This window comes from Pantoea sp. GD03673 (genome assembly GCF_029844725.1).
Lineage (GTDB): Bacteria > Pseudomonadota > Gammaproteobacteria > Enterobacterales > Enterobacteriaceae > Pantoea.
This window is the reverse complement of record NZ_JAOCKJ010000001.1, coordinates 667,180-690,814: the sequence shown is the minus strand read 5'-3', so window position 1 is coordinate 690,814 and position 23,635 is coordinate 667,180. Positions and strand designations below refer to the sequence as shown.

Here is a 23,635-nt window from a genome sequence, read left to right as displayed (position 1 = left end):
GATTTGCATCCTTATGACGATTATTTTTCTCTACGTCAGCAACACCGCGAATAAACGGGTCGAGGAGATACGGGAAGACTACCGGGTTATCGCCGCACGGCGTGATGACAGAGTGGATTTGCTGACCGATCAGGTCGCAGCGTTACAGCACAAGCTCGATGTCATCCCGGAACGCGTCGCCGACAAAACGGTCACGAAAGTAAAAGAGGTGGTGATTGAGAGTGAGGTGCCTCCCGTGAAACCCGCTCAGAAACCGTAACTTCCGATTATTCTTAGTGCGGCTTCGCTATTATCAGCTACTTTTAAATCTCCGGGCGACATTTTGTATCTGAACTGACGCCCGTTGATTGGCCGGTTGGTGAACCGCTAAGCCTAATCACTTTTGATAACTGACCAGAAGGAAATTTAGCATGAGCGATTCAACAGAAACCAAGACCAAAACTGACTATCTGCGCGATGTGACTTCTCAGCTGAAAGAGATGCGCCACTATGCGCAGACGAACACCGAAACCCTTTCCAGCCATTGGTTAGCGTTTGATGCCGGTGAGTATAAAGATAAGACAAACGCCGATCGTATCGATGCGTTGCTAAATAAGCAGGGGAAACTGCTGGAAGATCTGGATGCCGCTATCCAGGACATCGAGATTGAAATCAATCACAGTGAGCAGGAGAGCTGATTCATCTCCCGCTAACTGATTGGGTGGCCGTTAAGGGACTAGTCGGCCACCAGCCACATATCCGCTTCGTCGAACATCTCTTCAACAATACGCGCAACTGTCGCTTTATCGTTCTTACTCAAATCAGTATCAATCGCGTTACGTTCCATCGGCTTGACCTTAACTTCAATGTCAGGAAACACCCGATGCACCCGCTTTTCCAGCTCCTCACGAATCATCTCGCGAGCACCCGGCAAACCGGCAACGTTGCGCTTGTCATAAATTAACTCAACAAACATGATGGCAATCCATTCAGGGCAAAATCGCTGACCTATAATACTGTAAATAAAAACAGTGGCAAGGCGGCGCACCGGATTTCGTGTAAATTTTTATCTCGCGTAAACCTCAATCTTCGGCTGGCAAAATGCGCACGCATCGCGACATAATGCTGGCTTACATTTAAGGAGGTCCGCGATGCGACAACTGGTCATTGATATTCTGCTAAAGCTGGCAAAGATGGACGTCGATGCAAAAGAGTTGACCGCGCAGCTTGAAGCGCAGTCCCTGCTGGTTGCAGCGTTGCTGGTGCAGGCGAAGCAGGACAACTCGCTGACCATTACAGAGACGGTGCAGGATGCCATCATTACCGCTTCGCAATCGTCGACCGACTTCATGCAGTCGGATGTTGATCTGCTGCTGACACACATCAATCGTCTGCTGGCGGTTGCAAGCTATGTTGAAGTAAAAGGCAAAGCGACAGAAGCGCGGGAGTAGGGCAGTTTACCAGTGCGCCTCTGGCGTGTGGCGGGTAGCCTCTCCAGAGGCAGTCCGAATACACATCCGCAGGGGCATATACGCCCTGCGTTATGACGTCGCTTTTTGCTGCACGCTTTTCCGGCGCAGTTGGACGGGCGGCTTATCTCCGTGATGTGCAGCGGGAATTACAGCTCGTTTTTGATGCAGAACGCTTCCCAGCTCATCCCCAGCGACTCAGCATGCGATTTGAGATAGATCTCGATGGCCTCAGCCGCGACCGCTTTATCCGGCTCAGCGAGCTGAATAGAGAAAATCATTCCATCCAGATTTTTCTGCCGTAAAAAGGCCGCGTAGATACGTTCGGCATGCCACTCGCGCAGCTGTCGCAGCGACAGGTTAGCGGCACGGGCATCGCTCTCGGTTAATTCATCAAGTGCGGACTGAAAGTCGGGATGCGCGGTGAAAAACATCTCACGAGCCTGGGCGTAGTAAGCTTCTGGCGTTTTCATATTCATATTCCTGAAAGTCTGTTGCAGCGCGTCAGTGTAACGGGTTGCCTTCTGCTTGTCAGGCGTGACAGAGTCCGGTCAGCCAGCAATTTGCCGATCAAAACGCTGACCGATCTCTTCCCTGACGGATAAATGCGGCTGCATTCAGCGTATCGCGGGGGTTTAACAGCCAGATGCCTTGCGCAACTCGGTGGAAAAATTATAACGTAGCCGCCATTGATGTGATCTTAGGGATTAAACATGAAAAAGTGGATGCTGATTGCCGCGCTGGCACTGAGTGGTTGTGCGCAAATCAACGATTATGAAAATGCGGTGCAAACGCCGGCACCGGCTGATTTGCAGGGTAACTGGCAAACCGTCGGCCCGCAAAGCGCTCTGATCAGCGATCAGGCAATGGCCAGTCTGATTATCACGGCAGATGGCAGCACGCTGGATTGCCGTCAGTGGCAGCGCGTGATTGCCAAGCCAGGCAAACTGACCCGGCTGAACGGTGATTATGTCAACGTCACGCGTAAGATTCGGGTTATGCCGCTGGTCGTGGATAATAGCGAGCTCAGGTATGACGGGCTGACCCTGCGTAAAGTGGCGCGTCCGACCGTGGAGTGTCAGCAGGCACTGGAAGAAGTGGCAAAGCAGCCGAAAGCCGCCGTGATTCAGAATATCGAACCGCAGCTGCTGCGCACGCCGATCACTGAGCATAACGCGCAGTCGTAACCGCAGCCCATCAAAAACGTCCCGGCAGAGCATGCACGTGTCTGCCGGGACGGTTAACATTTACTCCGTCTCTTATTCTGCTATTACCCAGACGCTGACGCTGCCACCGTTACAGGCAAACAGGGCGGTGCCGTGTTCATCGGCGGTAATGGTCTCTTCACGATTACCCAGATGATCGCGCCAGACCTTACCGGCAAAGCCTTCTCCCATCGGCACACTTTTCTCGCCTGCATCACCGTTCGACATGATCACCACACAGCCCGGCTGTGTTTCGGTGCCGCTACGGCTGAACGCCACGCAATTGGGATGGTCAAAATAGTCGGTCTGCACGCCCCAGCCATATTGCTGACGCGCCCGGATTAATCCTTCCAGTTCAGGAATGACCGGCATCTCAATTTTGTGTTTCTCGCCATCACCGCCCTCATCTTCATAGGTCGCCCCGAACAGATCAGGATAGAAAATGGTGGGCACGCCCTGCTCGCGCAGCAGGATAAGCGCATAGGCCAGCGGTTTGAACCAGGCCTCCACCGGTGCTTCCAGCGACTGCAGCGGCTGAGTATCATGGTTGGCCACGATTGTCACGGCATGCCACGGGTCCGCCACCACCAGCGAGTTCGCAAAAATCTGGCTCATGTCATAGGCGCTGCCTGCGGTTGAAGCCTGATGGAAGTTCATGTGCAGTGGCGCATCAAACAGCATCGTTTTGCCTTCAACCTGATGCACATACTCCTGCAGCTTCCCGGTTTCAAACGACCAGTATTCCGCGACGATAAACATCGGTTCTTTAGCGGCTTCCTGAATATGGTCGATCCACTCTTTATAGAACCAGGCCGGAATATGTTTTACCGCATCCAGACGGAAGCCGGTGCAGGGCACCTGTTCCATCACCCAGCGCGCCCAGTATTTCAGCTCTTCCCTGACCGCATTGTTGCGGAAATCGATGTTGGCACCCATCAGATAGTCGAAGTTACCCAGCTCGTTATCCACCTGATCGTTCCAGCCTTCGGCGGTGTAATCATTGATGATTTTGAATACGCCGTTTTCGTCCGGATTTTCGATGTGGTCTACGCCGCTAAAGCATTTGTGATCCCAGACAAATTTCGAATACTCACCGGCACGGGCCGGAAAGGTGAATTTCGTCCAGGCTTCACATTCAACAACCTCGTCGTCGATTTCATCACGGTTGTCCGGATTGACGCGGTTAACGCTGATCGCTTCTTTCTCGTCAGCGCCCATTTTATGGTTCAGCACCACATCCAGCAGCACCCCAACGTTGTGGCTGCGCAGGGCTTCGGTCGCCGCCAGTAACTGCTGTTTATCACCATATTTGGTGGCAACAGCGCCTTTCTGATCAAATTCACCGAGGTCAAAGAGATCGTAGCTGTCGTAACCGACAGAATAGCCACCCGAATCCCCTTTGTAGCACGGTGGTAACCACACCATACTGATACCAATTTCGCTGAGCCAGGCCGCCCGATCGGCGACTTCAGGCCACAGTTTGCTGCCATCCGGGTAATACCAATGGAAAAACTGTAATAACGTTGGGTTTTGCATGTACCGCACTCCAGGGGATGATGAAAATCAAGTATGGAGTAAGCGGCAGAAAAGAGACGCCGCGCAGAAAAATAAATCTGGCGGCGTCACCGGGCAGGGGATCAGGAGAGGGTTTCGCGGGGGACCATAACAACGCCGCCCTGGTTGCCATAGGCGGACATGACCGATTTCTGGCGGCTGTTCTGACCGACCAGTGAGGCCAGCTCATCCATCCGCGCCTGCAGCAGGCGTTTCACTTCGCTTTCGTTATCCAGAATGTGGCGCAGGACCGGGCGTAGCTGTTCCTGCATCTGGGATGACGGCGACACCGCCTCTGTCGATTGGGCTAAGTTCTGCACCGCATTGACATATTCCATCTCCCTGCTGATCAATTCATCCCATTCGCCCTGTGCTGCATGACGCAGCATTCCCTGGCTGAGATCGAGTAACTGTTGGTAAACGGCAATCAAATGCGGTGAAGTCGTCATTAAACGGCGTCCTGAATCAGGTTAGGTTGAACCACTTCTTTCCACGCGTCTGCGATGTTGCGCAGCAGGCCTTCGACCTCCTCAATCGCGGCAACATCGTTGTGCAGGTTGGCCTGCAGCAGGCGACGCGTCATGTAGTTGTAAAGATCCAGCAGGTTGTCTGCCAGCTCATCACCCCGGTTTTCAGCAAGGCCCTCTTTCAGCCCTGCTTCGATAATATTGATGGCTTTAGAAATAGAGCTGCCTTTGCCTTCAATATTGCCATCCTGCATAAACAGGCGGGCGCGGATTAATGCGCTCAGTGCGCCGTCGAACAGCATCACGACCAGCTGCTGCTGGCTGGCGCTCATCACGGCGCTTTCTACGCCAATTTTTGCATAGGCTTTGGTGCCTGTAGCGGTGTACATGGTCACTCCTATGATTTTTCAGAAGAACTTGACGTATCGAACTGCTGCGTCAGATAGGTACTGGTTGAGTTAAGTTTACTGATGGCCAGATCCAGCTGGGTAAACTGCGTCTTATAACGTGCGATATCCGCATCAATGCGGTCGCTGGTGGTGTTATAGAGGGCCGTTAAGGTATTCAGTGTCTTACTGACGCCATCCGTTGCCGCCTGAACAATTCCTTTGGATGCCAGCCAGTCAGTCAGTTTGCTGTCTATTTTGGCGGTGATACCGGTTTTACCGTCACCCACGATCATCTCTTTCACACCCGCAGCATCTTTATCCAGTGCCGCGCTCAGCTTGGTCGAATCCAGTTTTAAGGAACCGGTAGTGGGATCCGTTGTTACCCCAATCTGTCCCAGTGATTTGTAGGACGATGTGCTTTGGGCGTTGGTCAGCATCGTTTTCAGCTGCGTTTCGATAGTCCGTAACGTGCTGTCGCCGAGCAGGGCACCATTGGTGGAGTCCTGGGCATCCGTATTGGTATCAACCTTGGTGTATTTGGTCAGGGTATTGAACTGATCCAGCAACGTATTGTAGGCATCTACCCAAGCGCTGACGGCGCTGGAGGCTTTTGAGGTGTCTTTGGTGATCGTCAGCGTCTGACTGCCCACGGTCTGTGCGGTCAGATTTAAGGTAATGCCTTCCAGCGCATCGCTAATCTGATTGCTGCTGTTTTCAATCGCAACGTTGTTAACCGTGAGCTGGGCATTCTGCGCTTTAACGCTTTCGGTCATCACATTGCTGCTGGCGCTGGCGTCAAAGCCCACAATGCCCTGCAGCGTGCTGTCACCGGTAACGGCAACGGTTGCTACCGCATTATCGCTGCCGGTTTTATTGGCGCTTAATGACAGGCGGAAGCTGCCGTCTGACACCTTGATAATACTGGCGGTGATGCCAGCATTTGCGCCATTGATCGCGTCACGCATACCGGTCAGCGAGGTCTGTTCGGTGGACAGCGTGATGCTTTTGCTGGTGCCATCTTTTAAGGTAATTGCGATGCTGCGGCTGGCCACAGAACTGTCGCCGAGGGCAGCGGTGTTGCTGCTCTGCACCGCAGAGGTCAGCACCTGCGCCTGCGCCAGCTGTGTAACGTTAATGGCATATTTACCGGCCACGGTGCTGCCAGAGGTGGTGGCGCTGATGGCCGAAGAGCTGCTGGTCGCGGTGGTGGCAGTAAAGAGGTCGGCACTGTTCAGCTTGGTGTTGGCGGTCTGGAACGTCGTCAGAGCGCTTTTCAGCGTTGAATAGGCACTGAGCTTGGCGGTATAAGCCGACTGCTGCGTTGAGATGGGTTTGAGTGCGGCTTTCTCAGCGGTCTGCAAACTGTCAAGCATGGTACTGAGCGGCAGGCCGGAGCCCACACCGAGATTGCTAATACTGGCCATGTTAATTCCTTTATAAGGTCGACAGGGAAATTGAATACCTGGGTTATCGGCCTTGAATAAGGAAAGTTTAACGTTATTTGCCTTAGTGTAATGACGTAAATAAGCACTATAGAGAAGGGTAATTCAGCCGCTAGAAAATTAATGAATCAGGTCTAAAGAAGTTCGGCAGGGTGGCGATAACTTAAAACGTGACAGGCTGAAGCAGAAAAATTCGCCTGGTACTAAAAAAATTCTAAAGGTTGTTAAACGGCAGACGATAACAACTTTGACGGCGCTGAAGCCGGCGGGTTGAAGCCCACACCTTAACCGAAAGACTTGATTAACAGGAAAATTTATCATGGCCCAAGTCATTAATACCAACAGCCTCTCGCTGATCACTCAGAACAACATCAACAAGAACCAGTCAGCTCTGTCTACTTCAATGGAGCGTCTGTCTTCTGGTTTACGTATCAACAGCGCGAAAGATGACGCTGCTGGTCAGGCAATTGCCAACCGTTTCACCTCTAACATCAAAGGCCTGACTCAGGCTGCTCGTAACGCCAACGACGGTATCTCTGCTGCGCAGACTACTGAAGGCGCGCTGTCAGAAATCAACAACAACTTACAGCGTATCCGTGAGCTGACTGTACAGGCTTCAAGCGGTACTAACTCAGATTCTGACAAATCTTCAATCCAGGACGAAATCAAATCACGTCTGGACGAGATTGACCGCGTATCTGGTCAGACCCAGTTCAACGGCGTGAACGTGCTGGCTAAAGACGGCAAAATGAACATCCAGGTTGGTGCAAATGATGGCGAAACCATCACTATCGACCTGAAAAAAATCGACTCCAAGACCCTGGGTCTGGATAGCTTCAACGTCAACGGCCCGGCAGGCACCCCAACTGCAGCTGGCGCAACAGAGTTCAAAGCAGCTTACGGTTCAACCACCAACGTAACTGGCGCAACTGTTGCTGAATCAAGTGCTAATGCCCTGTCTACCCGTCTGGGTGTTGCAGCGTCAGGTGTGACTGTTGATTCTGGTACTGTGTACAAAGATGACAACGGCAAAATGTTTGCTAAAGTCACCGTTGCTTCAGCAAGCGCTGCTGAAACCAACAACCTGAAAGCAAATGGCTTTGATATCGCCAGCGGCGCGTCTCAGTCCTTCTTCGTCGCAGTTGACCCACAGTCAGCGGATACTGCAACGACTGCAGGCAAAGCAGCGTTCAAACTGGACACCTCTAACATGAGCCTGTCTAGCCTGACCACTGGCGCATCATCAAGCCCACTGGCTAAACTGGACGAAGCGATTGCAAGCGTGGACAAGTTCCGTTCTTCACTGGGTGCGATTCAGAACCGTCTGAACTCAGCCGTGACTAACCTGAGCAACACCACCACTAACCTGTCAGCTGCACAGTCTCGTATCCAGGATGCTGACTACGCAACTGAAGTTTCAAACATGTCTAAAGCGCAGATCGTACAGCAGGCTGGTAACTCAGTGTTGGCAAAAGCTAACCAGGTTCCACAGCAGGTTCTGTCTCTGCTGCAGGGCTAATCGATTCTTACTGAATCAACGTAAAAAACCTCGCTTCGGCGGGGTTTTTTTTGGCTGAAAACGAGGACTGCGTTGCCGTTCTGGCAGATTAGCCCCTGTTTGCTGTTTTACTTCTCCGATTGAACCCAGGCACAAAGATTATGCTAAAGCAAAATGTGCGCTGCTCTCAGTCGATCATGACTAAGAGGAGTCAGTGAGAGAGAGTAAAATGCATCAACACGATCTGGTCAGCATTATTATTACCGCAGGGGCTTCAGCCTGGTTTACGCGCGCGCTCGACAGCGCACTCAGCCAGGATTACCCGCATATCGAAATCATTGTGGCTGATTACAGTGATGCCCCTTTTATTCACAAGAAGCTCGAAAGTTATCTTGATCAACACGGCCACCTTCTCCGCTATGTCAAAATCGACGACGAAACCGGACCGGTTTATCAGGCTGCCGTTAGCGCGGCGCGCGGAAAATATATCAAGTTCCTGTCCGATGCCGATCTTCTGAAACCGGTCTGCGTCTCCACGTTAGTGGCCGGACTGATGGCACACCCTGCGTGTCGGGTAGCGATCTCCCGTCGGGAGCGGATAGGTCCACAGGATGAAGTCCTGCCCGAGCTTATCTCCACATCAGCGCTGAACAGCGAAAATTGTATTATCAACGGCCAGGATTTGCTGCGTAATCAGACACTGAAAGCGTACAGCCTGCCGGGCGAACTGACCGCAGCGCTGTTTTATCGCGACGATCTCACCAGCAGCCTGATCGATCAGTCACTGCTCACCACCGGAGAACCGGCATTGCAGGCGGTTCCGGCGCTGGTCATTTACCACCATCATCTGAGCCACAGCCACCTTCTCTGGTTTGCCGCGCCGCTGTGCAGTGTGCGTGCTTCAGACGTGGAGTTTCAGCCTCATCAGCGTGAAAGTGACGATATTTTCAGGAACGGGCGTGAAGCGTTATATGAAAAAATCCGTCACGAAAGCGGGTTTGATGTCGGGCATGACCCACAACTGGTCCGCGTTGCCTCGCTGGCGCAACCCGATCTGTTCAGCCTTAAAAATCTTGCTGAAGAGCAGCAGAAGAACTTTACCTTAGGCACGCTCGCGACGTGGCGAGGTTCACGCACCCTGAATCCTCTGCAGCACAAGATGTTAGTGGATCTGGCCGCGACGCACGCGCATCCCATCAGCGTGCTGGCAGTCATTACCGTTACGCACGACACCGCCGCCGGTCTGGATGCGCTTTTACGCTCAATCAGCCAGACAGCAACAGTGGGCATCCGGTTTGAACCGGTCATCATTGCCATCGACGTTATTCCCGACACGGATGCTGAATGCTATGCCGCCACAGAGCAGAGCCGCATCCCTGTTATCAATCAACTCATCCATGAACGTGAAGACCAGTGGGTGATGTTTCTGGAGGCAACCACTGTTCTGCACGCCTCTGGTGTGATCGCATTAAGCAAAATGCTTCTCGCTGAAAACACCTGTTTAGCGCTCTATGCTGATGAATTTTTCTACATTGATAATGCGCCAATGGGTGCCGCGTTCAGGCCCGATTTTAATCTTGATTTGTTGCTCAGTTCCCCCAAAACGATGGCGCAACACTGGCTATTCCGCCGGGAACTACTGTTAGCTGCCGAAGGACTGGATGCTGATTATCCCGCGTCGGCTGAATTTGATCTCATTGTTAAGCTGATTGAATCTCAGGGATTTGACAGTATTGGTCATAGTGCGGAGCCGCTGTTAACAGGGCAGCTGAAAAGCAGGGACATCCTTGAAGATGTGGCCATCATTGAGCGGCATTTGCAAAACCGTGGCTATCCCGATGGACGGGCGGCATTAGATAACTTTTTCAATTACCGTTTACGTTACAACCATCCCGATAAGCCGGTTGTCTCCATCATCATTCTGGCTAACTGGCATCTCGCCTCGCTGATTAGTTGCGTCACGACCGTGCTGGAAAAAACGACTTATCACCGTTATGAGATGATCATCATCTGCGATAACCAGGGAACGCCTGAGCGGGACAAATGGGTGTCAGACATTGCAGGCGTTGATCCTGCCCGCATAAAAACGGCCCGCTTTAACGGCGCTTTCCGTCACAGCGCCATGGCTAATCTGGCCGCGGAACAGGCCACCGGCGACTATCTGCTTTTTATGCATTGTGAAATGGCGGTCACAGACGGTGAATGGCTCGACAATCTCCTGAATCATGGACTGCGACCGGAAGTGTTTGCGGTTGGTGGCAAGCATCTCTCGTCTGACAACAAGATCAGGCATGCAGGCTACGTCCTCGGTGTAAACGGTGCGGTGGGTGAAGTCTTCAGGGGCAATGACGACAAAGATGCCAACTATCTGGGGCGCATGAACGTCGATCAGAACTACAGTGCCGTTTCGGGTGATCTGGTGCTGATGCGTAAATCGGTCTTCGATGAGCTGGGGGGATTTGATCAGGACAAGCGCCTGTATGCGGATGTTGATCTCTGTCTGAAAGCGCGAGAGCTGGGGTATCTGACGGTCTGGACGCCGTATGCCCGTTTACACCGCCCCGCAGCCCGCACCAGCCCGTTCCCGGATGAAACGGTGCAGACATCCAGCAAATTAAAGCAGCTGGAAGAAGATAAAATTTATGCTGAATGGATGCCGGTCGTCGCCAGTGATCCTGCCTATAACCCCAATCTGTCACTGAGAAGCCGTCACTTCGAATTAAGAAACGATGATGTGAACGGGCTGACGGTCAGAGCAGAAAATCTGCCCACATTCCTGGCGCATAATGCCGATGTGTACGGTTGCGGACATTATCGTATTACGCAACCGCTTGAGGCGATGATAGCGGAAGGCGTTGCTCAGGGAAAAAGCGGCATGACGCTTCTGACACTGAGTGAAATGGGGCAGTTCAGACCCGACAGCCTGATTATCCAGCGCCGGTATGCACCTGCATTCCATAACTGGATGGAGCGGGTCAGCAAACTCCACAACGTCTTCAAAGTGTTTGAGCTGGATGATTACATTATTAATCTGCCCATGAAGCATCATGGCCGTCACGCTTATAAGCAGGAAACGGCAAAGTTAGTACGCAAAAGCCTGAGCTTTTTTGACCGCTTTGTGGTCTCGACCGCGCCACTGGCCGACGCGATGCGTGATATGCATCCTGACATTGTGGTGATGAAAAATCGCCTTCCCTCAGAGGCCTGGGGCAGGCTTCATTCACTGCGTCAGCAGGGCAAGAAACCCCGAGTGGGCTGGGCCGGTGGCGTCAGTCATCGCGGCGATCTTGAAATGATTTTCGATATCGTCCGGGAATTTTCGGCTGATGTTGAATGGGTCTTTATGGGGATGTGCCCGGATAAACTCCGGCCCTATGTGCATGAGGTTCACAGTGGGGTGGATCTCACGCTTTATCCTGCAGCGCTCGCGTCCCTTAATCTCGATCTGGCGCTGGCACCGGTTGAAGACAACATCTTCAACGCCTGCAAAAGTAATCTGCGATTACTGGAATACGGTGCCTGCGGCGTGCCGGTTATTTGCAGTAACGTTGCCTGTTATCGTGACGACAATCTTCCGGTTACCCGGGTCAATAACCGGTTTATTGACTGGCGCGAGGCTATCCGCATGCATCTTGCCGACCCCGATGCCAGTGCAAAAATGGGGCGGGAACTGCAGGCTGAGATCCGACAAAACTGGATGCTGACAGGCGAGAGCCTGCGCCTGTGGGCAAAGGCATGGCAGCCCTGATTGAGGCTGGCACCTGTTAACTTTTCAGGCCGTCTGATCAACTTTTCAGATGGCCTGAAACAGCGCAGAACGCAGATGGGTTAAGCGATTTCATCACTGTGGCAGGCCGGAGTGGCAATGTCTGACTATAAACACCCTTATTATATATTTTCCCCTGACTATCGGGAGTCATCCGGTGGTATTCAGGCTTTGCACAAACTCTGCCATCAAATCAATCTGCATGGCGGCAATGCGTGGATGGCAAACTGCGATATCGTCAATCCTGCCTGGAATACGCCAGTGCTGGACGGGGATATTTATGCCCGGCATAAAGCGGAACGGATACCCATCGCCGTTTACCCTGAAATCTATTCCGGTAATCCGATTAAGGCGGAAGTCTGCGTGCGCTATATGCTGAATCATGAAGCGCTGCTTAATGGAAATCGCCTTGATGAAACTGAAGAGGATCTCTTCTTCTGGTATAGCTCGCAGCTGATTGTCAAAGAACCTGACGTTAATTTTTTAACGATGGTCGGCCCGGATTTAGAAATGTTCTCGGATGACGGCAGAGTCAGAACGACAACACTGCTTTATCTGAATCGGGTGCCCGAAGAGAAAGTCGATTTTACGACGTTACCCGACGATATCACGGTTATTTCGGTTAAAAATCCTCACCCTCTGGCGGAGCTGGCAGAGATTTTAAAGTCGGCCTCGGTGATGTACACCTTCGAATGGTCCGGGACCTGCAACCTCGCGGCGTTGTGTGGGGTGCCGGTGGTTTCTCTGGTCGCCAGGGGGTATGAAAAGTTCGCCATCTCTGACGCGTCGATTCGCGACATGGGCGGGGCGGGCGTCTGCTTTAGTGACGATCCCGCCGAACTGGAGAGGACGCGTGCCGGGCTTTATAAAGTGCGCGAACACATGCGAAAATTTGAAGCAAACTTCTCACAGCAGCTTACCCACTTTTTCAGTAAAACCCAGGCGGCTGCCAATAAGAAAAGTGAAGAGAAGTTTGTTTCAACGGAAAACTGGCTTGCCCGGTATCCCGTGCCTGAAAACGCGCGGGCTGAAGCCGGTGGCAGTCTGTCCCTCAGCGTTGTGATCCTGCAGGACACTGCATCAAAGCAGGCACTCGACGCAACACTCACCTCACTTCACACGCTGAATGTGAATGTTAAACTCTGCGCGATTGCGGAAATGAGCGATGAGGATCTCAAACCCGAAAACTTCAGCCGCGGGTTAAGTCACCTGCTGGCTGAAGACCAGCATGAATGGATACTGTTCCTGCGCCCTGGCGACAGAATCCATCCGACTCTTTTCGCCAGTCTTTCTCTGTTCAGCGAGAAAATGGCGACTGCACTGGCCTTTTATTCAGACCGGCTCGCTCTGGAGTCGGACGGGAGAACATCGTCCCTTTTCCTGCCCGATTTTGACCTGGATTACTTTTTAGCAATGCCGGAATGCTTTGCAAGGGGCGCTTTCTTCAGACGTGAATTGTGCCTGGAGATTGTTAAATCGCGCCACATTTCACACCAGACGGTTGAAATGGATTTGTTATTCCCGCTGGTTAACGCACGGCTTATGGCTGACATTCAGCATATCCCGCTGCCCGTGCTGACGGTGTTGTCAGCAGACAATCATCACGACGCGTTAAAGCAGGCTTTGCTGGCAGAACACCTGACCCTGAGAGGGTACAGCGGCGCTTCGATTGAAAAAGAGAAGGGCGCGTTTGTTATACATTACCCTGACGCCGGCATTAAAAAGCTTAGCGTCGTTATTGTCGTAGAAGATGCAATTGATCAGGTTAAGCGGATGCTTTCGACGTTTGTCGATACCGTCACGGATACCGACTATGAAATCATTTTCATTGATAACCTGTCACAGGATGCGCGTGTCAGAACATGGCTATCCTCACTATCCGGTATGAATGAGGACATCTTCAGAGTCTATTTCGTTGATGAGAAAATCAGCAACGTCAGCGCGCTCAATTATGCTCTCTCAGTGGCGCGGGGCGAATTTACACTTTATCTGTCCTGCGGCATTTATTTTAACAATACAGCGTGGCTGAACGCCTTGCTGAACCATTGCGGACGTTCTGAACTCCTCGCCTGTGCGCCGTTTTTAACAAATAAACGTAACCGCCTCTATTCCCCCGGCGTGGTTGAGGGCGCGGCGCGCAGTCACTTCGATCCGTTATCCCCGGCGCATGCAGACTCGCCAGCACTGTGGGTGCCACGACAACATTTACTGCTCAGCAGTGAATGTATCATGCTACGAACCGCATCCTGCCAGCAGGCTGGAGGGCTGAATGAACAGCTGCCGACGGTAAATGAGGCGATCGCCGATCTGCTGTTAAGGGCTTCTGATAAGGAAACGGTGACGTTAGCCGTGCCTCAGTCGCGGGTGTGCTGCGATGAGATCAAGGCAGAGGCAGAACTCACCGTCGGCGATTCGCTGTTTTCAGAAAAATGGATTGGCCGGTTAGCCAGCGATCCTGCGGTGAATCCGAACCTCTCCTGGCAGGGTGAGCGTTATGAACGGGAGAATGATCGTTCGCGGATAGCAGCCCGTCTGGGCTTAACGCTCAACGCGTTATTTTTGTTTAATGCCAAAGACACTGCGGAATCGCAGCGTGTAAAAGCGCGCGCGCTGTCACTGTCGGATTCCGGTAACGGCCTGCACACCCTGATATGCCCGCATGTCCCGGCAGCGGAACTTTACAGGATCAAGCCTGAGTGTGTGGTGATGAGCGATGTGATGGCCCACAAAAACGGGTGGCTGTTCAGGAACCGGCATCTGTTCCCTGACACCCGCTTTATCGTTGAGGTGAGCAGGGCGTCGTTCAGCACGGAGAGTCATCACTCTGGTCGTGATGAGATTCTGCGGAACGCCGATCTGCTGGTGGTCAGAAATGCCGCTGCACTGAAGCTGTTCCGCCATCAACACGTCGTCCTGCAGGCTGACAAACTCAGCACCGACTGGCAGCAACTTATCCCGGCCAGTCCGCGTCCATCCGACCACCACGAGAAGCCCAGAGTGGGCATCGTGCTAGCGGATTTGCTCCCGGAAGACTGGCGACATATTGAAGCGCTGATTAAAGAGATGAGTGAGCGCGTCTGCTGGATTATCTACGGTGCCTGTCCTGACGCGTGGAAACCCTGGATCCATGAATATCATCGTAAAGTGCCGCAAAACAGGCTGCCGGAGATGTTTCAGTCGCTCAGATTAGACCTTGCGCTTGCACCCCTTTCCGATTCTGTGCTGAATCAGGCGGAAGGGCATCAGGTCATTGCGCAGTTAGGTGCCTGCGGTTACCCGGTGCTTGCCAGCGATCATGACGCTTATAAAGAGATAAGGAGCGTTGAGCGTGTTAAAAATAAAACGTCGCAGTGGCGGTTTATGATTAACAAAATGATCAGCAATCCACCGTTATTGCGCAGCCTGGGTGAAACTATCTATCAGGAAGTGAATGCAGACCGGATTTATCAGCAGGGTGAACGGCCAGCATGGCTGACCGGCCAGGCGTGCTAAAACCGGGAGGACGGGTACGCAGGCGTATCCGTCCCGTGCAGGTTTTTTTAGCACATCGCCCATCGCAGTCAGACAAGGATGATCACCCCGCCCGTTACAGTTCCCCCCCGGTCTGCCGATAACTCTTCACAGAACAACATCATTTTTTGATTTTAACTTTGTGGAGTGTCCATGCGCTTCAATTACGACCTGTTACCGGGTGAGCGGCTGACCTTCGAGGAGATCGCCCGGCGTTATGCGTTGCAATACCCTGATGATAAAGAGCTGACGGCGCGCGCCTTGCTGAGCCCGTCAACCGGCCTGCGCACGCTGAAGATCCGTGCGGTATTCGCACGGGAAGAGAGCAACAGCCCGCTGGAGGATCTGCTGTTTATCTCCAGTGATAACGAGCGTAAAAATTACCTGCGTCGCTTTGAGCACTACCTTAAGCAGAATCTCTCTTTCCTCTATTTTCGTCGCAGCGACAACGAGAAGCGCGACAACCTGTGGAAAGTGATGGGCAACAGCCAGGTCTTCGCGATGATCGATCCACAATCCGCTACGGCACAAAATCTGTTAAACAGTCGCGGCTACAAACTGGTGCTGATGCATCAGGATGATGAAGACATTTACTGGCAGCTCTTTAATCCGCAGGCCGATCCCTGTTTTCCGCAGTCGCAGCGTATTCAGTTCATTGTGGTGCTGAGCACCCCGCAGCACAAAGTTCCTGCGGCGGTGATGCCGGGAACGGAAGTTGGACGCCGCGTTAAAGCCCGCGTGCTTCAGCGCGCCAGCCAGGCGGAATTCAGCGCCGGTGTTAAAGCGCGATATGGTGCCTGCGTGATGACCGGAACCCAGCTGACCGAACGCCACAACTGGCCGTGGGTCGAAGCCTGCCATATCGACACGCAGGAAGGCGATGATGGTGTCCTGGCGGACAACAGCATCGATAACGGCCTGTTTTTACGCAGTGATTTACAGCGGCTATTTATTAACCGACTGATTAGCATTGATGCTGAATCGGGAACGATTCAGGTGCATCCTGGCGAAGAGGCGCTGCAGCATATTGCGCCCTGGTATCAGGAGCTGGATGGCCGTGTCTGCAGTTTGTGGGCCGCGGTGCCCCCCGCCACGCGGCAACGGCTGCGCGACCGTCGCTGATTCCGGCCAGCGTGCAGAGGGATCTGCACGCTGACATAACAAAAATCAAATAGCCTCGTTTTACCCCGCCTATTCAGCCAATCGAAAACGCTACAGAATTGGATAATCATGCCGATAACTTCATTAACGCAGGGTAGTCAACGTGAACGATTTCTATACCGCCGAAGGCGTGATGGACAAGCATTCGCTCTGGCAGCGCTACGTGCCGCTGGTGCGCCATGAAGCGTTGCGTCTGCAGGTTCGCCTGCCGGCCAGCGTTGAGCTTGACGACTTGCTGCAGGCCGGTGGGATAGGGCTGTTAAATGCCGTAGAGCGTTACGACGCGCTCCAGGGCACAGCTTTTACCACCTATGCCGTGCAGCGCATTCGTGGCGCCATGCTCGACGAGCTTCGCAGTCGGGACTGGGCACCACGCAGCGTGCGGCGTAACGCACGTGAAGTGGCAGGCGCAATGCACAGAGTGGAACAGTCGCTGGGGCGCTCTGCCTCCGAGCAGGAAGTGGCGCAGCAGTTGAATGTTTCCATGGAGGAGTACCGGCAGATCCTGCTGGACACCAACAACAGTCAACTCTTCTCCTACGACGAGTATCGGGAAGAGCACGGCGACAGCGCGGAGCTGGTGACGGAAGGCCATGAAGAGGCTAATCCACTTCACCAGTTGCTTGAAGGGAGTCTGCGTGAGCGCGTCATTGAAGCGATCGAAGCGTTACCCGATCGTGAAAAGATGGTGCTGACACTGTACTACCAGGAAGAACTGAACCTGAAAGAGATTGGCGCGGTACTTGATGTGGGTGAATCCCGTGTCAGCCAGCTGCACAGTCAGGCGATCAAACGCCTGCGGGCCCGACTTGCGGGAGCGCGCTAGCAGTATCAGTTCCTGGCGATTCAAAAATTATAAGAAACCGGGGACTCAGTAATGGGAGCCAAAACCAAGGCCAGACCGTTAAGTCGTTATCTTAAAGACTATAAACACAGCCAGAGCAACTGTTCACACTGTGGCAAGGTATTAGATCGAATGGCGCTCGTTTTTCGTGGCCAGATCATCAATAAAGAGGCCATCGCACGGATGGACCAGATGATTGATGAGCAGCTGTGGCTGAAACTTCAGCCCGAGCTGACCGCGCTTTGTCGTTTTTGCAGTGATATTTTTTGTAATACCCATCCTAATTACTTCGACATTATGGCGTTTAAACAGTACCTGTTTGAACAGACAGAGATGAGCCCCAGCACGATTCGTGAATATGTGGTGCGTCTGCGTCGACTGGATGAGATGCTGAAAGCCAAAAATTTCCCGGCCGAAAAGCTGAAAGGAAATAGCTGGCATCAGTGTCTGGAAAGCGATCTGCCTGATGCCGGTAATAACAATTATCGCATCGCGCTGCGCAAGTACGATCAGTTCTTAGGCTGGCAGCAGGCGTAAACCTGATCTGCACCGATTGCTCCCCCGCGTGTCTGCGGCACGTTCTCCCTTACCCGCCCGTCGGGCAAAAGGGAAGGGGGAGCACGGCGCTTCTCTCTTCTCACCTTTTAATCACCGCATCTGCTGACACCTGAATCAGAGTGATCCTTTTCGCATCTTCTGCAACACTGTAAAGATTATTTGAATGCCCGACCGGAGGCAGCTTTGTCTTTACACCTGTTACACCAATTCCCGCGTCTTGAACTGCTTGGCGCACCGACGCCGTTAGAACATCTGCCACGGCTCTCTGACTATCTCGGTCGCGATATTTTCATCAAACGTGATGACTTCACGCCGGTGGCGATGGGCGGCAACAAACTGCGCAAGCTGGAATTTCTGGCAGCGGATGCGCTGCGCGAAGGCGCAGACGTGCTGCTGACGGCGGGCGCGATCCAGTCTAACCATGTGCGTCAGACGGCGGCTGTCGCGGCCCGGCTTGGCCTGAAATGTGTGGCGCTGCTGGAAAATCCGATTGGCACCCACGCTGAAAACTACCTGAGCAACGGCAACCGCCTGCTGCTGGATCTGATGGATGCAGAAGTGATCATGGTCGATGCCCTGCACAATCCCACGGAACAGCTGGCTGAAGAGGCCACGCGTCTGGAAGCCCAGGGCTTCCGGCCTTACGTTGTGCCGGTCGGCGGCTCAAATGCGCTGGGTGCGCTAGGCTATGTAGAGTGCGCGCAGGAGATAGCTCATCAGAGTGAAGGCGTAGTCGATTTTGCCGCTGTGGTCGTCGCCTCGGGCAGTGCCGGTACCCATGCCGGTCTGGCAGTGGGTCTGGAGCATTTGCTGCCGGAGACTGAGCTGGTGGGCGTCACCGTTTCCCGTCAGGTTGAGGCGCAGTTGCCGCTGGTCGGGCGGTTGCGTCAGTCACTGGCAGAGACGCTGGAAGTGCAGGCAACGGCACCGATCACCCTGTGGGACGACTATTTCGCGCCACGTTACGGCGAGCCGAATGACGAAGGTATGGCTGCGGTGAAACTGCTCGCGCAGCTCGAAGGGATCCTGCTGGACCCGGTTTATACCGGCAAGGCAATGGCCGGACTGCTGGACGGCATCAGTCAGAATCGTTTTCGCCGTGAAGGCCCGTTGCTGTTTATTCATACGGGCGGCGCACCGGCGTTATTTGCTTATCATCCTTCGGTCTGAGACAAGCGAATAAAACAGTTTATACTCCGTGCGTTATCATTTTGAACTGGCAGCAATAAGCGGTGCTGCCCTTATAAGAACACACACACAATACTGTCAATAATGGGGTGAATATGTCCTTTTCTCGTGCAGGTCGTCAGATGGTGATGGGCGTCATGGCTGTGGCGCTGATCGCGGGCGTCAACGTTAAAACCTTTGCAGCGGAAAACCTGCTGAACAAAATTAAAGAGCGCGGCACGCTGCTGGTGGGCCTGGAAGGCACCTATCCACCCTTCAGCTTCCAGGATGAAAAGGGCAAGCTGACCGGCTTTGAAGTGGAATTCGCGCAGGAGCTGGCGCAGCACATGGGCGTCAAAGCGAGCCTGAAGCCGACCAAATGGGACGGTATGCTGGCTTCACTCGACGCGAAGCGCATCGATGTGGTGATCAACCAGGTCACCATCTCTGATGAGCGTAAAAAGAAGTATGACTTCTCTACGCCTTACACGGTCTCCGGCATTCAGGCGCTGACCATGAAGGCCAACGCAGGCACCATCACCAAACCGGCCGATCTGGCGGGCAAGAAAGTGGGCGTGGGTCTGGGCACCAACTACGAACAGTGGCTGCGTGAGAATGTGAAGGGTGTGGACATCCGTACCTATGATGATGACCCGACGAAATATCAGGATCTGCGATCTGGTCGTCTGAATGCCATTCTGGTCGATCGTCTGGCCGCGCTGGATCTGGTGAAGAAAACTGGCGATACCATGGCGGTTGCGGGTGATGCCTTCTCCCGTCAGGAATCTGGCGTTGCAGTGCGTAAAGGCAACGACGATCTGCTGAAAGCGATCGACCAGGCCATTGCGGATATGCAAAAAGATGGCTCGCTGAGCAAGCTGTCTGAGAAATGGTTTGGCGCGGACGTGACGAAATAATGCAGGAAAGTCTTCAACTGGTGCTGGATTCAGCACCATTTTTATTAAAAGGCGCGCTGTTTACGCTGCAGCTCAGCATCGGCGGGATGTTCTTTGGCCTGCTGCTGGGCTTTATTCTGGCGCTGATGCGGCTGTCGCGCTTCTGGCCGGTTCGCTGGGTGGCACGGATCTATGTCTCCATTTTCCGGGGTACTCCGCTTATCGCCCAGCTGTTTATGATCTACTACGGCCTGCCGCAGTTTGGCATTGAGCTGGATCCGATTCCTTCCGCGATGATTGGTCTTTCCCTGAATACCGCTGCCTATGCTTCAGAGTCACTGCGCGGCGCGATTGCCTCCATCGAGCGGGGACAGTGGGAAGCGGCGGCAAGTATCGGTATGACGCGCTGGCAAACCCTGCGCCGGGTGATTCTGCCGCAGGCGGCACGTACCGCGCTGCCTCCGCTGGGCAACAGCTTTATCAGCCTGGTGAAGGATACCTCGCTGGCGGCCACTATTCAGGTGCCGGAGCTGTTCCGTCAGGCGCAGCTGATTACCTCGCGCACGCTGGAAGTCTTTACCATGTATCTGGCGGCCTCGCTGATTTACTGGGTGATGGCAACGGTGTTGTCTGCGTTGCAGAACCGGCTGGAACAGCATGTTAATCGTCAGGATTCGGAGTCGAAATGAGCGCCATCGAAGTCAGAAAGCTGGTGAAATCGTTTAATGGCCAGACGGTGCTGCACGACATCGACCTTGATGTGGCCGCTGGTGAAGTGGTGGCGATTATCGGCCCCAGCGGCTCAGGTAAAACCACTCTGCTGCGGAGTATCAACCTGCTGGAAGTGCCGGATAGCGGCACCATCCGGGTCGGGGAGATTACCGTGGATGCAGCACTGGCACAAAGTAAGCAGAAAGAGCAGGTGCGTCGTCTGCGTCAGCAGGTTGGCTTTGTCTTTCAGAACTTCAATCTGTTTCCACACCGTTCGGTGCTGGAGAACATCATTGAAGGGCCGGTCATCGTCAAAGGCGAAGCGAAGGCGGATGCGGTAGCCCGCGCCCGCTCGCTGCTGGAGAAGGTCGGGCTGCACGGCAAAGAGCAGAGCTATCCCCGCCGTCTGTCGGGCGGACAGCAACAGCGCGTGGCGATTGCACGAGCGCTGGCGATGCGGCCTGAAGTGATCCTGTTCGATGAACCAACCTCGGCGCTGGATCCGGAGCTGGTGGGCGAGGTGCTCAACACCATTCGCGCACTGGCCGAAGAGAAACGCACGCTGGTTATCGTCACGCATGAGATGAGCTTTGCCCGCGACGTTGCGGACCGCGCCATCTTTATGGATCAGGGGCGCATTGTGGAGCAGGGCGACGCGAAAGCGTTATTCAGTAACCCACAGCAGCCGCGTACCCGCCAGTTCCTTGATAAGTTTCTCAGTCAGTAAGCCTGTGGCCTTCTCCGGAAGGCCCCATTCCCTCTTGTTCATCACTGTATGTTCAGGCAAAACACATTCTGATGAGACGCTATTCTGGCGCAGTATCATAATTCTCTAATAAGCCGCTAAACGTTTTGCCACATCTGACAAATCTTTTCTTTTCATCAACTGGTTATTGGTTTTTATTTCTGCCACTTTCTCTTATTTATCTCAGCCGCATTATCAAACATTATTGTTCTTTATTTTGTCTGTGCTGATGATCGCTGGCGCAGAATATTGCTAATCGATAAGTGTAAGGAAACGTTCGGCTAAGTAAATAACTGTGGCATCAGGGCCACGCAATAGGTTTTAAGAGTTTCGCTACATTCAATGCTGTTTCAATGGCGAATAATCGCTGAATAATCATAAAAGCAATACTGATTTCCTCGCTTTTACTTTCCAGCTTTCTGACCTACACAGCAGGAGTCACTGAATGAGCCAGACTAAGTCAGACCAGATATTATGGGTAGATACCCTGAAGGGCGCTTGCATATTGCTGGTGGTCCTGTACCACACGGTGCTACCCGGTTTTGAGGGGACGATGAAATATCTCTCTGCCGGATGGATCCCCGCCGAAATATGGATACAGTTTAATACGGTCCTGTCGCCGCTGCGTATGCCCGCCTTTTTCTTTGTCTCGGGATTGCTGGCAACAAATGGCATTCTGAACCGGCCGTGGAAACAGGTGTTTACCAGTCGCATCACGAATCTCTTCTATCTCTATATTCTGTGGGGTTTTATTCAGTGGTGGTCCATTATTGGCATCTCTACTGAAATTACCGGGCAGCGTATTTCTCAGAATCTTAATGCCGCCTATGCCGGTTCGCTGTTTGAGTTTCTTAAGCTGACTTTTATGGCCATGAGTACCTCGTGGTATCTCTATGGACTGGGACTCTATTTCCTCTGCGCCAAAATTTTCCGTGAATATAAGCTGGTCCTGGTGGCTGTGGCGATTCTGCTGAATTATCTGGCAGTTGAAAAAGTGATCCCGTTCTGGGGCCCACAGAGCCTGGCGCAATATTTCCTGTTCTTCCTGCTAGGGGCATTCTGGAGCCAGACTATGTTGCGTCTGAGTGAATGGCGGCGGGAGAATCTGGTGCCCTGGGCGTTACTTGCCACGCTGGCCGGGGTGCATGTGATATTCGGTCTGGATAAAAGTCTGTTCCTGTGCGTGCTGGCGGTGTTGTTCAGTATCGCCGCCTGCCGCTGGCTGAATCAGCATTTCAGCATGCGCTATCTCAACTGGGTCGGCCGCAATACGCTGCAGATTTACGTTATTCACCGAATTTTTATTGAGTTCTTTGGGATGTCCGCAATTCTGTTCGCGCAGCGGCATCATCTGTTTGAGCAGGCGTGGTTTTCGTTCCTGTGGGCCTGCTTCTACCCGGTAGCCATCGTGGGGCTTTGCTCGGTCTGTTCAGTGGCAATCTGGTCGCTGACTAACCGTGGCGTCGGGCAGTCGCTGTTTGTGTTCCCGACACTGATGAAGAGGGCACCGGGAGGGGGGTGAGTATCGGCTGGGCAGCGGGCTGGTTGTGAGGGGGGTTCGCTTTGCAGCGGGCTGGGTATGAGAAGGTTACGCCTGGCGGCGGGCTGGCTCTGAGCGGGATACGCCCGCCAGGCGGTGGGGAGTTTCAGGTTGCCCGTGCAGGCGGACGCGTCAAGGGGCGGACGCCCGCCCCTTAACAATCCCGGCGTCCGGCAGCCTCCGCGCCCCGCGAAGCGGGGTGCCTTCGTCACGCTCTGCGGCCGACGGACCACCCGGACGCGCCATCCCTGGCGCGATCCGTCCTTTCGCCGACGTCCTGTCGGCTCATCCTGGCCTCCGGTTGTTCCTCAGCGCTGCGGATGCCTCTGGCAGACCGCTGCTGGTGGGTTTTGTCTGGTCTGGGGGATTAAGCTGCTGAAAGCGTGTAAAGGGCCGGCGGGTTTGGCTGTGCAGCAGGCTGGCTGTGAGGGGGTTACGCTTTGCAGCGGGCTGGCTCTGAGCGGGGTACGCCCGCCAGGCGGTGGGGAGTTTCAGGTTGCCCGTGCAGGCGGACGCGTCAAGGGGCGGACCCCGCCCCTTAACAATCCCGGCGTCCGGCAGCCTCCGCGCCCCGCGAAGCGGGGTGCCTTCGTCACGCCCTGCGGCCGACGGACCGTCCGGACGCGCCATCCCTGGCGCGACCCGTCCTTTCGCCGACGTCCTGTCGGCTCTTCCTGGCCTCCGGTTGTTCCTCAGCGCTTCGGATGCCTCTGGCAGACCTGCGCCTTTCATGT

Annotated in this window: 21 protein-coding genes; 15 read left to right on the top strand and 6 right to left on the bottom strand. The window is 53.8% G+C overall.

What is annotated here, in order from left to right; all coding sequences use genetic code 11:
• Positions 1 to 13: 13 nt before the first annotated feature.
• Both N5J69_RS03240 and N5J69_RS03235 read left to right on the top strand, forming a co-directional pair.
• Entirely contained in the window at positions 14 to 259 is a 246-nt protein-coding gene (locus tag N5J69_RS03240) for a hypothetical protein (RefSeq protein WP_279768025.1), read from the top strand.
• Between the two features lie 151 nt (positions 260 to 410).
• Positions 411 to 677: a hypothetical protein gene (locus N5J69_RS03235; protein WP_003854505.1), complete on the top strand. Its 267-nt coding sequence runs from the start codon at positions 411 to 413 to the stop codon at positions 675 to 677.
• A gap of 38 nt (positions 678 to 715) precedes the next feature.
• Here N5J69_RS03235 and N5J69_RS03230 read toward each other — a convergent pair whose 3' ends face one another.
• Positions 716 to 955 carry a DinI-like family protein gene (locus N5J69_RS03230; RefSeq protein ID WP_279768024.1) on the bottom strand — a complete coding sequence of 80 codons (240 nt, stop codon included), beginning with the start codon at positions 953 to 955 and terminating at the stop codon, positions 716 to 718.
• 175 nt (positions 956 to 1,130) lie between these two features.
• Between N5J69_RS03230 and iraP the strand changes: the two genes are divergently transcribed.
• Positions 1,131 to 1,430: an anti-adapter protein IraP gene (iraP, locus tag N5J69_RS03225; RefSeq protein WP_279768023.1), complete on the top strand. Its 300-nt coding sequence runs from the start codon at positions 1,131 to 1,133 to the stop codon at positions 1,428 to 1,430.
• Between the two features lie 167 nt (positions 1,431 to 1,597).
• Here iraP and N5J69_RS03220 read toward each other — a convergent pair whose 3' ends face one another.
• On the bottom strand, positions 1,598 to 1,921 hold the full coding sequence (locus N5J69_RS03220) for a DUF6388 family protein (RefSeq protein WP_279768022.1): 324 nt from the start codon (positions 1,919 to 1,921) through the stop codon (positions 1,598 to 1,600).
• Positions 1,922 to 2,161: 240 nt separating this feature from the next.
• Between N5J69_RS03220 and yedD the strand changes: the two genes are divergently transcribed.
• The gene (gene yedD / locus N5J69_RS03215; protein ID WP_279768020.1) at positions 2,162 to 2,635 is read left to right on the top strand and encodes a lipoprotein YedD; all 474 of its coding nucleotides are present in this window, start codon (positions 2,162 to 2,164) and stop codon (positions 2,633 to 2,635) included.
• 72 nt (positions 2,636 to 2,707) lie between these two features.
• Here the strand turns inward: yedD and amyA are convergent, their stop codons facing one another.
• The 4 genes from amyA to fliD all read right to left on the bottom strand — a co-directional run bounded on the left by amyA (position 2,708) and on the right by fliD (position 6,487).
• The gene (amyA, locus tag N5J69_RS03210) at positions 2,708 to 4,189 is read right to left on the bottom strand and encodes an alpha-amylase (protein WP_279768019.1); all 1,482 of its coding nucleotides are present in this window, start codon (positions 4,187 to 4,189) and stop codon (positions 2,708 to 2,710) included.
• 101 nt (positions 4,190 to 4,290) lie between these two features.
• Positions 4,291 to 4,656 carry a flagella biosynthesis regulatory protein FliT gene (gene fliT / locus N5J69_RS03205; RefSeq protein ID WP_279768017.1) on the bottom strand — a complete coding sequence of 122 codons (366 nt, stop codon included), beginning with the start codon at positions 4,654 to 4,656 and terminating at the stop codon, positions 4,291 to 4,293.
• Positions 4,656 to 5,063 (bottom strand): flagellar export chaperone FliS, encoded by a 408-nt coding sequence (gene fliS / locus N5J69_RS03200; protein WP_279768016.1) that lies wholly within the window; start codon positions 5,061 to 5,063, stop codon positions 4,656 to 4,658. Before fliS ends, fliT begins: the two co-directional genes overlap by 1 nt.
• Before the next feature lie 8 nt (positions 5,064 to 5,071).
• Complete coding sequence (gene fliD / locus N5J69_RS03195) at positions 5,072 to 6,487, bottom strand: flagellar filament capping protein FliD (RefSeq protein ID WP_279768015.1); 1,416 nt, start codon at positions 6,485 to 6,487, stop codon at positions 5,072 to 5,074.
• Between the two features lie 337 nt (positions 6,488 to 6,824).
• Here fliD and N5J69_RS03190 point away from each other — a divergent pair, with 337 nt between their 5' ends.
• From N5J69_RS03190 to N5J69_RS03140, 11 genes are all read left to right on the top strand, one after another.
• Positions 6,825 to 8,024 carry a FliC/FljB family flagellin gene (locus tag N5J69_RS03190; RefSeq protein ID WP_279768014.1) on the top strand — a complete coding sequence of 400 codons (1,200 nt, stop codon included), beginning with the start codon at positions 6,825 to 6,827 and terminating at the stop codon, positions 8,022 to 8,024.
• Positions 8,025 to 8,232: 208 nt separating this feature from the next.
• A complete protein-coding gene (locus tag N5J69_RS03185) occupies positions 8,233 to 11,751 on the top strand; it encodes a glycosyltransferase (protein WP_279768013.1) in 3,519 nt (1,172 codons plus the stop codon).
• Positions 11,752 to 11,868: 117 nt separating this feature from the next.
• Complete coding sequence (locus N5J69_RS03180) at positions 11,869 to 15,261, top strand: glycosyltransferase (RefSeq protein ID WP_279768012.1); 3,393 nt, start codon at positions 11,869 to 11,871, stop codon at positions 15,259 to 15,261.
• A 171-nt stretch (positions 15,262 to 15,432) separates the two neighbouring features.
• Entirely contained in the window at positions 15,433 to 16,401 is a 969-nt protein-coding gene (locus tag N5J69_RS03175; RefSeq protein ID WP_279768010.1) for an HNH endonuclease signature motif containing protein, read from the top strand.
• Positions 16,402 to 16,543: 142 nt separating this feature from the next.
• Positions 16,544 to 17,266 carry an RNA polymerase sigma factor FliA gene (locus tag N5J69_RS03170; protein ID WP_003854529.1) on the top strand — a complete coding sequence of 241 codons (723 nt, stop codon included), beginning with the start codon at positions 16,544 to 16,546 and terminating at the stop codon, positions 17,264 to 17,266.
• A gap of 51 nt (positions 17,267 to 17,317) precedes the next feature.
• Positions 17,318 to 17,821: a flagella biosynthesis regulatory protein FliZ gene (gene fliZ / locus N5J69_RS03165; protein WP_008926851.1), complete on the top strand. Its 504-nt coding sequence runs from the start codon at positions 17,318 to 17,320 to the stop codon at positions 17,819 to 17,821.
• A 204-nt stretch (positions 17,822 to 18,025) separates the two neighbouring features.
• Positions 18,026 to 19,012 carry a D-cysteine desulfhydrase gene (locus N5J69_RS03160; RefSeq protein ID WP_279768009.1) on the top strand — a complete coding sequence of 329 codons (987 nt, stop codon included), beginning with the start codon at positions 18,026 to 18,028 and terminating at the stop codon, positions 19,010 to 19,012.
• Between the two features lie 113 nt (positions 19,013 to 19,125).
• A complete protein-coding gene (gene tcyJ, locus N5J69_RS03155; RefSeq protein ID WP_279768008.1) occupies positions 19,126 to 19,926 on the top strand; it encodes a cystine ABC transporter substrate-binding protein in 801 nt (266 codons plus the stop codon).
• Entirely contained in the window at positions 19,926 to 20,594 is a 669-nt protein-coding gene (tcyL, locus tag N5J69_RS03150; RefSeq protein WP_279768007.1) for a cystine ABC transporter permease, read from the top strand. The genes tcyJ and tcyL overlap by 1 nt, the downstream gene beginning before the upstream one ends.
• The gene (gene tcyN, locus N5J69_RS03145; protein WP_279768005.1) at positions 20,591 to 21,343 is read left to right on the top strand and encodes an L-cystine ABC transporter ATP-binding protein TcyN; all 753 of its coding nucleotides are present in this window, start codon (positions 20,591 to 20,593) and stop codon (positions 21,341 to 21,343) included. The genes tcyL and tcyN overlap by 4 nt, the downstream gene beginning before the upstream one ends.
• A gap of 463 nt (positions 21,344 to 21,806) precedes the next feature.
• On the top strand, positions 21,807 to 22,883 hold the full coding sequence (locus N5J69_RS03140; RefSeq protein WP_279768004.1) for an acyltransferase family protein: 1,077 nt from the start codon (positions 21,807 to 21,809) through the stop codon (positions 22,881 to 22,883).
• Positions 22,884 to 23,635 lie beyond the last annotated feature (752 nt).

Bases quoted from the DNA above. Each gene is read 5' to 3' on its own strand.
- N5J69_RS03230 (WP_279768024.1), bottom strand. From the start codon at position 955: ATGTTTGTTGAGTTAATTTATGACAAGCGCAACGTTGCCGGTTTGCCG.
- tcyL (WP_279768007.1), top strand. From the start codon at position 19,926: ATGCAGGAAAGTCTTCAACTGGTGCTGGATTCAGCACCATTTTTATTA.
- N5J69_RS03190 (WP_279768014.1), top strand. From the start codon at position 6,825: ATGGCCCAAGTCATTAATACCAACAGCCTCTCGCTGATCACTCAGAAC.
- fliZ (WP_008926851.1), top strand. From the start codon at position 17,318: ATGGGAGCCAAAACCAAGGCCAGACCGTTAAGTCGTTATCTTAAAGAC.
- N5J69_RS03185 (WP_279768013.1), top strand. From the start codon at position 8,233: ATGCATCAACACGATCTGGTCAGCATTATTATTACCGCAGGGGCTTCA.
- N5J69_RS03175 (WP_279768010.1), top strand. From the start codon at position 15,433: ATGCGCTTCAATTACGACCTGTTACCGGGTGAGCGGCTGACCTTCGAG.
- fliS (WP_279768016.1), bottom strand. From the start codon at position 5,063: ATGTACACCGCTACAGGCACCAAAGCCTATGCAAAAATTGGCGTAGAA.
- amyA (WP_279768019.1), bottom strand. From the start codon at position 4,189: ATGCAAAACCCAACGTTATTACAGTTTTTCCATTGGTATTACCCGGAT.
- fliD (WP_279768015.1), bottom strand. From the start codon at position 6,487: ATGGCCAGTATTAGCAATCTCGGTGTGGGCTCCGGCCTGCCGCTCAGT.
- N5J69_RS03235 (WP_003854505.1), top strand. From the start codon at position 411: ATGAGCGATTCAACAGAAACCAAGACCAAAACTGACTATCTGCGCGAT.
- fliT (WP_279768017.1), bottom strand. From the start codon at position 4,656: ATGACGACTTCACCGCATTTGATTGCCGTTTACCAACAGTTACTCGAT.
- N5J69_RS03140 (WP_279768004.1), top strand. From the start codon at position 21,807: ATGAGCCAGACTAAGTCAGACCAGATATTATGGGTAGATACCCTGAAG.
- yedD (WP_279768020.1), top strand. From the start codon at position 2,162: ATGAAAAAGTGGATGCTGATTGCCGCGCTGGCACTGAGTGGTTGTGCG.
- N5J69_RS03240 (WP_279768025.1), top strand. From the start codon at position 14: ATGACGATTATTTTTCTCTACGTCAGCAACACCGCGAATAAACGGGTC.
- N5J69_RS03180 (WP_279768012.1), top strand. From the start codon at position 11,869: ATGTCTGACTATAAACACCCTTATTATATATTTTCCCCTGACTATCGG.
- tcyN (WP_279768005.1), top strand. From the start codon at position 20,591: ATGAGCGCCATCGAAGTCAGAAAGCTGGTGAAATCGTTTAATGGCCAG.
- tcyJ (WP_279768008.1), top strand. From the start codon at position 19,126: ATGTCCTTTTCTCGTGCAGGTCGTCAGATGGTGATGGGCGTCATGGCT.
- N5J69_RS03220 (WP_279768022.1), bottom strand. From the start codon at position 1,921: ATGAAAACGCCAGAAGCTTACTACGCCCAGGCTCGTGAGATGTTTTTC.
- iraP (WP_279768023.1), top strand. From the start codon at position 1,131: ATGCGACAACTGGTCATTGATATTCTGCTAAAGCTGGCAAAGATGGAC.